General features: G+C 41.4%; 11 protein-coding genes. 1 reads left to right on the top strand and 10 read right to left on the bottom strand.

The genetic code is table 11. The annotated features are described in order from the left end of the window. The 6 genes from nuoG to L3V46_RS17645 form a co-directional block, all read right to left on the bottom strand. Positions 1-2,685, bottom strand: coding sequence for an NADH-quinone oxidoreductase subunit NuoG (gene nuoG / locus L3V46_RS17620; protein ID WP_239046380.1), 2,685 nt, complete (start codon positions 2,683-2,685; stop codon positions 1-3). Between the two features lie 11 nt (positions 2,686-2,696). After that, the gene (nuoF, locus tag L3V46_RS17625; protein WP_034611088.1) at positions 2,697-4,028 is read right to left on the bottom strand and encodes an NADH-quinone oxidoreductase subunit NuoF; all 1,332 of its coding nucleotides are present in this window, start codon (positions 4,026-4,028) and stop codon (positions 2,697-2,699) included. Then, positions 4,025-4,534, bottom strand: a complete 510-nt coding sequence (gene nuoE / locus L3V46_RS17630) for an NADH-quinone oxidoreductase subunit NuoE (RefSeq protein WP_004722839.1) — start codon at positions 4,532-4,534, stop codon at positions 4,025-4,027. The genes nuoF and nuoE overlap by 4 nt, the downstream gene beginning before the upstream one ends. Positions 4,535-4,548: 14 nt before the next feature. Beyond that, positions 4,549-6,336, bottom strand: a complete 1,788-nt coding sequence (gene nuoC, locus L3V46_RS17635; RefSeq protein ID WP_004722840.1) for an NADH-quinone oxidoreductase subunit C/D — start codon at positions 6,334-6,336, stop codon at positions 4,549-4,551. A gap of 86 nt (positions 6,337-6,422) precedes the next feature. Then, a complete protein-coding gene (locus L3V46_RS17640; RefSeq protein ID WP_004722842.1) occupies positions 6,423-7,100 on the bottom strand; it encodes an NADH-quinone oxidoreductase subunit B in 678 nt (225 codons plus the stop codon). A gap of 7 nt (positions 7,101-7,107) precedes the next feature. Continuing rightward, positions 7,108-7,656, bottom strand: coding sequence for an NADH-quinone oxidoreductase subunit A (locus L3V46_RS17645; RefSeq protein ID WP_004722844.1), 549 nt, complete (start codon positions 7,654-7,656; stop codon positions 7,108-7,110). A gap of 897 nt (positions 7,657-8,553) precedes the next feature. Between L3V46_RS17645 and L3V46_RS17650 the strand changes: the two genes are divergently transcribed. Next, the gene (locus L3V46_RS17650; RefSeq protein ID WP_004722847.1) at positions 8,554-8,904 is read left to right on the top strand and encodes a hypothetical protein; all 351 of its coding nucleotides are present in this window, start codon (positions 8,554-8,556) and stop codon (positions 8,902-8,904) included. Positions 8,905-9,229: 325 nt separating this feature from the next. Here the strand turns inward: L3V46_RS17650 and L3V46_RS17655 are convergent, their stop codons facing one another. From L3V46_RS17655 to bfmR, 4 genes are all read right to left on the bottom strand, one after another. Then, positions 9,230-9,559 (bottom strand): hypothetical protein, encoded by a 330-nt coding sequence (locus tag L3V46_RS17655; protein WP_239046381.1) that lies wholly within the window; start codon positions 9,557-9,559, stop codon positions 9,230-9,232. Positions 9,560-9,700: 141 nt separating this feature from the next. After that, on the bottom strand, positions 9,701-10,075 hold the full coding sequence (locus L3V46_RS17660) for a hypothetical protein (protein WP_239046382.1): 375 nt from the start codon (positions 10,073-10,075) through the stop codon (positions 9,701-9,703). A 233-nt stretch (positions 10,076-10,308) separates the two neighbouring features. Beyond that, complete coding sequence (bfmS, locus tag L3V46_RS17665; RefSeq protein WP_239046383.1) at positions 10,309-11,937, bottom strand: sensor histidine kinase BfmS; 1,629 nt, start codon at positions 11,935-11,937, stop codon at positions 10,309-10,311. A gap of 64 nt (positions 11,938-12,001) precedes the next feature. Further along, a complete protein-coding gene (bfmR, locus tag L3V46_RS17670) occupies positions 12,002-12,715 on the bottom strand; it encodes a response regulator transcription factor BfmR (RefSeq protein ID WP_004722855.1) in 714 nt (237 codons plus the stop codon). Positions 12,716-12,777: the final 62 nt, after the last annotated feature.

Raw genomic sequence — 12,777 nt, forward strand, 5'->3', positions numbered from 1 at the left:
TTACACTCCTACCGTTACAGATACAGGTTCAGCAAGTGAAACTGTTGGTGCTTGGCCGACTGGATAACCGATATAACCTGTTGGTAAATATTCAATCACATGCACAGGAAGACTAATCGTCGTTTCGCCTGCTTTCACTGTCAGTTGTTGCCCATCTTGAACATTCAAACGTGCTGCATCTTGCTCGCCCACAGCAAAAGTCGCTTCTGGAATACGCGATTCCATCACCGGTGTTTTAATCGTAAATTCACCTGAAGCGAAAATATGATGCATTGGAACCAGACGGAAACTCTCTGGATTTGCCACGACCGCAGTTGGCGCGACATAGCTACGTGCAGGACGTTTTACTAAGCGATCAAATAAACGAACGCCTGAATCACCACCTTTAAGGTGACCACCCACTTCATCTTGGTATTTGTTCCAAGCTTGTGGTGAGTTCCAACCCGGTGCCCATGCAAATGGAACCAATGACGATGCATTTTGCGGTCCAACATAACCTTCCATAGAGAATGTTAATGCGGAATCGACATCGACAGGTTGTTTCGGCTCATGTACGTTTAATGGTGCACGCATTGCAGTACGACCTGAGTAACGACGCGGTTCACGGGCAATTTTCAAGCCATGAACACGGTAGCCCGCATCAGGTGCAACATCTTGAATCGCTTCAAGAACTGGAACATTTTTGACCACAGACTCAATTACGTCATCCAACAATGTCCACGAGATCGCTTTACCTTTCACACCCGTTTCAATGGCATGTAACCAGCGCCAAGATTCTTTGATGGCATATTCTGGTTTGTAATAGCTTGGGTCATAAACTTGATAGAAGCGTTGCGCACGACCTTCTTGGCTGACCACTGTTCCATCGCCTTCTGCAAAGCTTGCAGCAGACAAGACAACATCAGCTGCTTTTACGGTTTCAGTTTCAGAATGATCAAGCACTATCACACTTTGCGCTTTGTCTAGAGCAGCCTGAACTTGTACAGCAGGTAAACGGCGGAACAAATCATTTTCAACAATAATGATTGACTCATAATCTTGAGCAAATGCTTGTTCTAAGCTTAAACCACCAAACAAAGCCATACCCATTGAGTTCACTTCTGGAACTGTCAATGTTAAGCCTGCATTTCCACCTAGGTTTTGTGCAACTTGTGCAGCAGCTTCCATGATGGCAGCATCTTGTAAGCTAGTACCCGAGATGATTAATGGTTTTTTCGCAGCTTTTAACGTATCCGCAATGCTTTGTGCAAATGCTTTAGCATCATCATCTAAACCAAGAATCGCATCCCCGTTTACACCCGCAGCAATCGCAAAACCTAAACGTGCAATATCGTTTGGAGAAGCAACAACTTCACCCTCAGCAATATCAGCCAAACGTGTTTGTGTTGCAGCCAAGATATAGATTGGAGAATTTGCATCCTGACCAATACGTTTTACAGGTTCAGCTAACCAATCTTGTGTACGGCGGTCTGCAGCCATTTGTTTGGCTTTGTTTTTCGCAGCTTGGCGAACAGACAATGCCATACGTGGTGCAGTTTGCGTTAAATCTTCACCCAAGATCAAGACTGCATCATAGCTTTCGATTTCGCGCATACTTGGGTTATAAACACCCTCAGCTTGCATAATCGATGCAGCAAGTTCAACCAAGTTCTGTTCTTTTTGAGAAAGACCAGTTGAATAATTTTCTTGGCCAACCAACTCACGCAACGCATAGTTTGATTCTAATGATGCACGTGGAGAACCAATACCCAAGACTTTTTTGCCTTGAACATTTTCAATCACTGAATCCAGCGCCACATCAACAGAAACAGTTTTAACTTCTGTTGCAGCACGGAATTGCGGCTGACGTGGACGATCTTCACGGTTCACATAACCCGTACCAAAACGACCTTTATCGCAAAGGAAATATTGGTTAACGTCACCATTGAAACGATTTTCTACACGACGTAATTCGCCATAACGCTCACCCGGAGAGATGTTACAACCAGAAGAACAGCCTTGGCATACGCTAGGCGCATACTGCATGTCCCACTTACGGTTATAACGTGCCGAATGGGTTTTATCGGTAAATACACCTGTTGGGCACACTTCAGTCAAGTTACCAGAGAACTCAGACTCTAAAGTGCCTGATTCTGGACGACCGAAGTAGACACGTGATGCATTGGCATAAACACCAAAGTCTGTACCACCAGCATAATCGTTGTAGTAACGAACACAACGGTAGCATGCGATACAACGGTTCATCTCATGTGCAATGAAAGAACCCAACTCTTGGTTGTGATGCGTACGTTTGGTAAAACGATAACGACGACGATCATGTTGCGTCATTACGGTCATATCTTGTAAATGACAGTGACCACCCTCTTCACAGACTGGACAGTCGTGTGGGTGGTTGGTCATTAAGAATTCCACAATCGATTCACGGAAATCTTTTGCTTCTTTGTCTTCAATCGAAATAAAGGTATTGTCAGATGCAGGAGTCATACATGACATTACTAAGCGACCACGAGTATCTTCTGGATTCGCATATTGAGTAACAGCACATTGACGGCAAGAACCGACAGAACCTAAAGCTGGATGCCAACAAAAATATGGGATGTCGATGCCAAGACTCAAACATGCTTGTAGCAAGTTTTCCGAGCCATTGACTTCATACGATTTTCCATCGACATGAATTGTAGCCATAGTCGAATTCCTTAAACTTGTTCTACGTGGCTGGCTTGGGCTACAGGACGATCTGTCACTTTAGCTTCAAACTCGCTACGGAAATATTTGAGTGCACCCATCAATGGTTCCATCGCACCTGGTGCGTGAGCACAGAATGTTTTACCAATCCACAATTTGCGAGTCAGTTCTTGAAGATGTTGAATGTCTTCCATCTTCCCTTCACCTTTCTCAATTGCGACAAGTGCTTTGACCGCCCAAGGTAAACCATCACGGCATGGCGTACAGAATCCACATGATTCACGTGCAAAGAATTCTTCTAAGTTACGCGTTGCAGAAACCATACACTGGGTTTCATCAACGACCATTAACAAACATGTACCTAGACGAGAACCTGCTTTCATAATGCTTTCTGAATCCATTGGAAGATCAATGTGTTCAGCAGCTAAGAAGTCAGTCGATGCCCCACCCGGTAACCATGCTTTCAGTTTAAGACCATCGCGCATACCGCCAGCATAGTCTTCAATCACTTCACGTGCAGTCGTACCAAACGGTAATTCCCAAAGGCCAGGGAAAGTCACTTTACCTGATGCACCATAAATTTTAGTGCCTGGATCTTTAGATTTACCCGCAGACAAACCGATATACCACTCAGGCCCACGCAACATAATTGCTGGCAAGTTGTTATAGGTTTCTACGTTGTTTACGATGGTCGGACGGCCCCATGCACCTGCAACTTGCGGGAATGGCGGCTTAGTACGTGGATTTGCACGACGGCCTTCGAGTGAGTTAATCAATGCAGTTTCTTCACCACAGATATAACGCCCCGCACCGGTATGCACATGCAGGTCAAAATTCCAACCTGTATCTAAGATGTTGTCACCCAAATAACCTTTAGCACGCACTTGTTCTAAAGCTTCATTTAAGTATTGTGCAGCTTCAATGTATTCACCGCGAATGAAGATATAACCCTGAGTTGCTTCGAGGGTATAACCTGCAATCAACATCCCTTCGATCAATTGATGTGGAAGTTTTTCCATCAACAAACGGTCTTTGAATGTTCCCGGTTCCATTTCATCGGCATTACAGATTAGGTAACGAGGACCACCATCATTGGGTGCCATCAATGACCATTTAATCCCTGCTGGGAAACCTGCACCACCACGACCTTTTACAGTCGCTGCTTTGATGACTTCAAGAACGTCTTTAGGTGGCATAGAAAGCGCTTTTTTAAAGCCTGCATAGCCTTCTAAAGCTTCATAGTCATCAGCACTACGAACAAATTCCTGTTTACTCAAACGCCATGTTAATGGGTGAGTTTCAGGGTTTCCTTCGCCATAAATTGGTCTTGGTTCGGTATTCATACATACTTCTCCAATAACTGTTTCACAGAAGTCACTTCAACCAAACCGTGTGTATCTTCATCAATCATCAGGGTTGGACCTTTGTCACAGTTCCCTAAACAGCAGATCGGCAATAAAGTAAAACGACCATCAGCTGTCGTTTGACCAAATTGGATACCCAGTTCACGTTGGAAAGCTTCTGCTAAAGTTTCCGCACCCATCAAGAAACATGCAATCGAATCACATAATAAAATTACGTGACGACCTACAGGCTGACGGTATATACGGTTATAGAATGTTGCAACACCTTCTAAATCCGCAGTTGTAATTGTCAATAATTGAGCAATTGCATGTAACTGCGCGTCATCCACCCAACCATTACGGCGTTGCACACACTTTAAAGCATCCAAAGACGCTGCGCGTGGGTATGGGTAGTGACCCATGTGATGTTCAATTTCATGGATTTCTTCGCTGGTCAGAATCCCTTCAACATTCACACGTGGCTTTTTATCAGTCAAAATCATCATAATGCGTTTACCCCTTAGCGATCCACGTCAGCCATAACGACGTCAATTGTCGCTAAATAAATGATCAAGTCAGATACAAGACTGCCGTTAATCACGGAAGGAATTTGCTGCAAGTGGGTGAAAGTAGGTGTACGAATACGGGTACGGTAACTCATGGTTGACTTATCTGAAGTCAAGTAATAGTTAGACGCACCTTTCACCACTTCTGCCATTACAGAGGCTTCACCAGCTGGCATTACAGGACCCCATGACACGCTCAAGAAGTGCGTAATCAAAGTTTCAATATCTTGTAAAGTCTTATCTTTTGGTGGTGGAACTGCCAATGGATGATCCGCTTTATAAGGACCAGAAGGCATATTATCCAAACACTGTTTGACGATTTTTAACGACTCTTCGATTTCGCGATAGTGAACCATTACACGCGCGTAAGCATCGCCTTCATACTCTAACGGCACTTCAAAGTCGTAATTTTCATAACCACTGTATGGACGATATTTACGAACATCAAAATCAATACCTGTCGCGCGTAAACCTGTACCTGTTACACCCCAAGCCAATGCCGATTTAGCATCGTATTGCGCAACATTACGGGTACGACCCACAAATACTGAGTTTTTCAGTGCAGCAGTATGATATTCCTTCAAACGTTTTGGCATCCATTCGAGAATTTCACGAATCAGTTTTTGCCAGTTGTTTGGAAGGTCATGTGCTGTCCCGCCGATACGGAACCATGCTGGGTGCATACGGAAACCAGTGATCGCTTCAATTGCGTCATAGATTTTTTGACGATCCGCAAACATATAGAATACGGGTGTCATACCACCGGCATCCTGAATCGCAGTACCGATATACAACAAGTGGTTATTGATACGGAATAATTCAGACATCATGACACGGATACATTGTGCACGATCAGGAACAGTAATCCCTGCAAGTTGCTCCACACCCATGACATAAGGCATGTTTTGCGCACAACCACCTAAGTAGTCGACACGGTCTGTATACGGAATAAATGAATGCCAAGTTTGACGTTCAGCCATCTTTTCCACACCACGGTGGTGATAGCCAATATCAGGCACACAATCTTTCACTTCTTCGCCATCAAGCTGCAAAATTACACGGAATGCACCATGCGCAGATGGATGGTTAGGCCCTAAGTTCAAAAACATAAAGTCTTCATCGGCATTACCGCGTGTTAGACCCCAATCTTCTGGAACGAAACGAAGATGTTCTTGCTCGAAATCTTGTTTAGCCTTGTCTTGCATGTACGGTGTATATTCAGTCGCACGTGCAGAATATTCTTTACGTAGTGGATGACCTTCCCAATAGGTTGGCAACAAGATACGACGAAGCATTGGATGCCCTTCGAAATTGATCCCAAACATATCGTAAGCTTCACGTTCGTACCAATTGGCATTTGGCCAAATATTGGTCGCTGTTGGAACGTTAATATCGTTCTCACTCAACGCCACTTTGATACGAATATCACTATTACGTTCTAATGAAAGTAAGTGATAGAACACTGTGAAATCAGATGCAGGTAAACCATCACGGTTGTTACGCAAACGTTCATCGACCGCAGATAAGTCAAACAGCATCACATAAGGACGTGGTACTGTACGCAAGTACATTAGAACTTCTTGTACACGTGCGCGCTCAACCCAGACCGTCGGAAAATCTTCAAACGTCGGTTGCACGTAAAAGTTCTCGCCAAATTTGGCTTTGAGATCTTCTACAATTGCAAATGCTGGGCGGGAATCAACTGGAGTCGATTCTGGCATAGCAATTTCAGTTTCAGCCATTGGCTTGGCTTCCTATTTAATACAAATTCTGTCAAATTCCCTGATGACCATATCCATCAGATATGTCAAATACTCATCAGAAAAAATTACTCAATTTCATCCATAGAGCGTAAGTTTTTCACTGCAATACGTTCAGCGTTCTTACGGTCGCGTTCTGGCATCATCTTTGGCTTATACACTGGCTGAAGATCATCACCGATTACCGCAGAGAGCGGACGACGTTCTAATTGAATTTGGTCTTGCAATAACATCAAGGCTTGAATCAATGCTTCTGGACGTGGTGGGCAACCTGGAACGTACACGTCAACAGGAATGATTTTATCCACACCTTGTACAACAGAATAGATGTCGTACATACCACCAGAGTTTGCACAAGCACCCATTGAAATCACCCATTTAGGCTCAAGCATTTGTTCATACAAACGTTGAATTACAGGTGCCATTTTAACAAAGCAAGTCCCTGCAACGATCATCAAATCTGCCTGACGTGGCGAAGCACGAATAACCTCGGCACCAAAGCGCGACAAGTCATGCACACCAGTTAACGTGGTTGCATATTCAACGTAGCAGCAAGATGTACCAAAGTTAAAAGGCCATATTGAGTTTTTACGGCCCCAGTTTACAGCTGTGTGTACTACATCCTCTAAGCGAGTCATGAACACATTTTTATTCACTTCTTCTTCAAGTGGATCTGTCACAATTTGACGATCTTGAAGCGGATATTGTTCAGCTTCTGGATTCGCACGGGTTAAAGTATATTTCATTCCCGAGTTACTCCTTGTTCAGAGACATGGTCGGTGTTTTATCTTTCACACGACCAGAAGATTGAGCTGGAATAGTTCCAGTAGGATCCATCACCAACTCTTCAATTGAATTGAAGCGAGTAATTTCTGCAAGGTCCATATTTGGTGAACCAATTTTAGGTTTAATCCCTGCGATTTTACGTTTATCTGAAGGTGACCAGTTCAATGCACCTGTAGATAATTCATAAATCAAACCAACGAGTAAAACTAAAATAAATACAGCTGCAGCTGAAAACCCAACCCAACCTACTTCACGTACAGATGTCGCCCATGCATATAAATAGAGGGCTTCCAAATCGAATACAACAAAGAAGATTGCAACAAGGTAGAACTTCGCAGACAAGCGGATACGTGCACCACCAGCACTAACCACACCTGATTCAAATTGCTCTTGCTTCGCACGTCCCCATGATTTACCCCCAAGGAGCAAAGGAACGGTGAGCATAAAGACACATAAAAATGTCACGCCGATCACGAAGGCAATGATTGCCCAATCGTATGGAGTAATGGCACTCATGCGGGGATAACTCCTGGCAGGCCTATTATTTAACAAAGAATGTATGTATTGGCCTTGCAAATACACCAAACACAAAATAAATCTGGTCAATTGTACCCGATTGATGTCATCTGTTGCTAGTTAATAGCTCTAAGTCTTTCGGATGATTTTTTAGACAAAAGCTATAATTTTTCCTGATTCACAGCGATACAGCGCTGACTTATCGTTTTATCAAATTTCTATCCCTATTCTTATTAGTTTTTCCGAAGTTTATTTTTTAATCATGAATTAAAAATGACAAATCAGTAGCTTAATCCGATTCAGTCCAACTAAAAGCTTCGATTTATCCATGCTTTTCTGCGATTTAATTGGCTAATTTCTACAAATATAAGGATTTACCATCTAAAATATTTTGTTACATTCTATGTGATAAAATAGTCACATTAGATCAACCAAGTGATAAAAATTATCTTATTGTGATAATTTTTAAATATTACAAAGTTATTTATAATTTTTTATACTTTACTATTATCAAAACCAACTTATTTCAGTGAAATAACCCGCTTTAAACCATCCAGCGCCAAATGTTCAATGCCTACTTTTGACCTACCTTGTGCCCTCTTATGATTTTCTGATTTAAATTTTCGAAATAGTCAGCACTGTCAATGATGTCATTTTTCGCACATACCACCTACTTAAGCTCACCCAAACTGGCCAAACTAAAGCCGTTTGAAAGGTGAGTAACTTATCGCCACTTAAATCAATAAATTGTATATTTAACACCCAATTGCAAAAAAAGGTGTTCATTGTCGCAAACTTAGACGAATTGTCTACAGAGCCTATACACATTGAACTACTTTTATGTATATGCTATTCAATATGAACAACTTTAAATCAATAATTTAGGGGTAAAACAAGATGGAATTCAGCAGCAAGCCAAACTATTTTTTATTTGCACAATTACTGATTCGTCATATTGAAAATTACGTCAAAAAACACGCTGATGCACAAAATGCAATTTTTGATCTAAGAGATGTTTATGAACTTTTCCGTCAAGATCTTGCCGCAACCACGACAAATCTAGAAGGGATTTTAAATATCGCGGATGAATATCGTATTGATACTATTCAAGGTGACCAAAAAATCATTAGCAGTTATAAAATTGACGCTGAACAAAATAGCTTATTGATTGACTTTAATCATGATGCATTACAAGCATTGCGAGACAGCAAGCCAATCATTGCACCTGATGCAACGCTTCAACAATAAGATCTAGACTAAGCAACACCCAGACATAAAAAACCACCGAAATTTTCGGTGGTTTTTTTATTTGAAACCAAGCCTTCAGTCCACAATAGCATTCTTCTTATTCATCCAGTATTCCACACTACACGAAGCCCAACTGGATCGCTGCCCCATGGTGTCGTGCTCGAAGCTGATGACTTGAACCCAGTATCGCGTACTAGGTTGATGGTATGGATCAGTTTACTGGCGGCAGTATAGACCAACACTGCCAATGGCCTTTGAAAACGAAGACGCAAAAATAAACCTTGATCATTCGGAGTGACTTCAAAATCTTCTGAAAAACTCAATTTTATATAAGATCATTAATACCTGTAATAATTTCTGCAATTAAATCAATACTGATGGTTAATACGATATCCCAAGATTCACAATCCTCCCCGATCAAAATATAAATCTCGCCATCATCAGCTTTTTTCCAATGAACTGGGCTGTTGGCAGATTCTCCTGCCTTTATACAAGTAACAGAATCTGTTGTTATTTTTTTCAATTCTTCCACTTGGTCAATTGAAATATAAATATTAATCTCAATAAATTGGTTGGCAATTTTTATTATAAATGCAGGATGCCCATTCCCATTAAATGCATGATCAATAGTAGTATCAAAATTAGCGTTCACCATTCAAATTTCCTTAATGAATATTATCAATATCAATATCAATATCAACATCAATGCTCAAGCTATTTAGTTTGGTCTGCGTAATTATGTTTAGAAAGGTCTGACAAAGAGTACGTTTTGATGTTCCGATAGATATCGTTATTTTTACATAACGCGAATATCATACAAATGTAATAGTTTACCTGCATTTATTGGCGCACAAAAAACAGCATATAAATCTGATTCAGAATCATCAAACCATAATTGGACCTCAATTATATGTTTATTAACACGATCTCCTTTGAGAGAGAAAACCTCTGTATCCCCCAGTACATCGTCAGGGATTTGTGTCATTTTCACAAATCCACTTAAATGCGCAAATTCATTTACAGCAACTCTATATTCATTTGCCGTTGATGGATAGGCCAGTTTATTTTTTACCAATTCCTCATAGTCATCAGAAATCATAAGATTCAATATTTTTATCATTGATTCTTTATATATTGGAAATTCTCTTAGAAAAATATTTTCATTTGTCATTTTCTGTTCCCAACTTCTCGCATTGCCGTGGATGGAGTAATTCCAATCTTCTGAAAATATAGATCAAAAGGCATCCAACATTTTTGAGTGAATTTTTGTATTGAACGTCCCTTCTCCCATTGGGAGAAGGTTAGGATGAGGGTTGTTTTATCTTAAATAATGACTTTAAAGATGACTGATAAACCAAGTCAAATAGCGCTTAATTGATAATACTTAACAGCATGATTTAACAGTTAAGCTTTTTTCTTTTTAAAACGCTCTACAGGCCAAGACATGGTAAATCTTGCACCACCCAAATCTGAGCTTTGATCAACTTCAATCGTCCCGCCAAACCAATACGCAATACGACTAACAATTGAAAGTCCTAAACCATAACCACCCGAAGCACGAGTACGGCTATCATCTAAACGTGCAAATGCCTCAAATACACGTTTACGGTCTTCCTCTGGAATCCCCGGACCATCATCTTCTACACAGACATAGGCCATATTGGTCTGGTGATTGACACCACCACTGATATTGACTTGATGATCACAGTAACGTATCGCATTTCCCACCAAGTTTTGTACAACACGATGTAAATAACGACGTTCTGCATCGACAATGACATCAGATGAAAGTGGGTTGATGTGGATAATCTTTTGCGTTTTTAATGCTTCAGTTTCTACCGCAACTTGCTTTAATACATCAATCAATACAATTTTTTCAAAATCTAATGAAGGTGTACCTTGCTCTAATTTCGCATAGGTCATGATTTCATCAATCAGCGTATTTAACGCTTCGATGTCTTTATCAATCATCTCGACCTGTTGCAAACGATATTCATGGTCATCTTCATCTGCCAGCATTTCCATACCAAAACGGATTCGCGCCACAGGTGTACGTAACTCATGTGATACCGCACGCATCAACTCACGCTGTGCTTCAATCAAACGCTGTATATGGTCAGACATGCTGTTATAACTGGTGGCTAGACTGGCCATTTCGTCATAACCCTCAACAGGTACACGTTGCGACATATCCCCTGTTCTCATCACATCCAAGGCTTCATTCACCTGTTTCAACTTGCGTTGCATCGGCACAATCAAGCCATACACCCCCAAACAGAGTAAGAACATACTCAGCAATGTAATTCCGGCTGCCAATTTGACCGGCATCCAGTTAAACATTGGAACGGGGCCAAGCACCAACACATCTGTAGGTGAGTTTGGTAAAGGTGAAACAATCGAAATGGTGGTACCACGTACAGTTGCACTGTCACGCCATAAAATCACACTTTGATCTGATCTTAAACGACCAATTTGCTCGGAATCGAGATTGAGCTGAGAAATCTTTTCCACACCAACATGATAAGAGAAATGTTGTTGAATTTTCTTAAGATATTCTTGTTCTTGACCGGGATAATAGACCAAATAATCCAGAATAAATACTGGAAGCGCCTTCATTTGGCGTTCGCCAATTTGATCGACTTTGATATATAAATAGTGTTTAGGGTCATTTCTGATCCCTATCACCAGATAGGCAATCCCTTGTTCTGCATCATAACGCACCACCGCTTTTTGACTTTCTATACGTTTTTCTTCAGTACGAGATAAGTCAACTTTGCGCGCTTCGAGATAATAAATGGGAAGTTCTAATAGATCAGACGCATCTGAAATCCAATCTAGGCGCTGCTGCTCAGTTTGCTGACGTGCCACACCTTCACTGATCACAAATGAAATTCCATCTGTGAGAGACTCACGATATTCCTGCGCACGTTGATAATTAATTATTTGGACAAGTAAATATCCAAACAAGGCAACCAACACAACAAGAATGACTAATCCTGCATAGATGCGCAAAAATATACTGTGTTTAGACACGCAAACTAACCTTCTTTATGCCTGTCCTGTGATGGACAAGCATCTTAGATGACTGACCCATCGTTTATAGACCAGTCTCTTTAACAAACAAATAACCTTTACTACGTACAGTTTTAATACGTTTCGGATTTTCAGGATCATCACCAATTTTTGGACGAATACGTGAAATACGTACATCAATCGAACGGTCTTGACCATCATATTCAATACCACGCAGACGTTCAAAGATGTCTTCACGTGACAAGATACGCCCTGCATTCGATGCCAATAACCAAAGTAGATCATATTCAGCACTGGTGAAGTCAACCAACTCACCATTAAGTGTCACTGAACGACCGCCATTGTCGATCACAAGATCGTCAAATTCAATACGTTGTGCAACTTCATCTTCAGGCGCTTTGTCTGTACGACGTAATAATGCACGAATACGTGCAAGCAATACACGCGGTTGAACAGGTTTAGCAACATAGTCGTCCGCACCCATTTCTAAACCAAGAACTTGGTCCATATCTTCAGTACGTGCAGTCAACATCAAAATCGGTTGATGATAATGTGGACGAACTTCACGACAAACGGTTAAACCATCTGCACCCGGCAACATCACATCTAACACAACCAAGTCTGGTTGTTCAGCAATGATGCGGCGAATTGCACGGTTACCATCTGGCTCTACCCCAACTTCCAATCCATTGCGAATTAAGTATTCCTGAGTTAAGCGAGCTAGGCGCTCGTCATCTTCAACAATCAGAATCTTTGGTAACTTTTCTTCTTGGCTCATCTATTTGCCCCTATATTTGATTTTGGAGTCTGCTACAAATCTCGCAGATTCAACACACTATG

Origin of the sequence: Acinetobacter sp. AG3 (genome assembly GCF_022343575.1) — a bacterium.
Taxonomy (GTDB): Bacteria; Pseudomonadota; Gammaproteobacteria; order Pseudomonadales; family Moraxellaceae; genus Acinetobacter; species Acinetobacter guillouiae.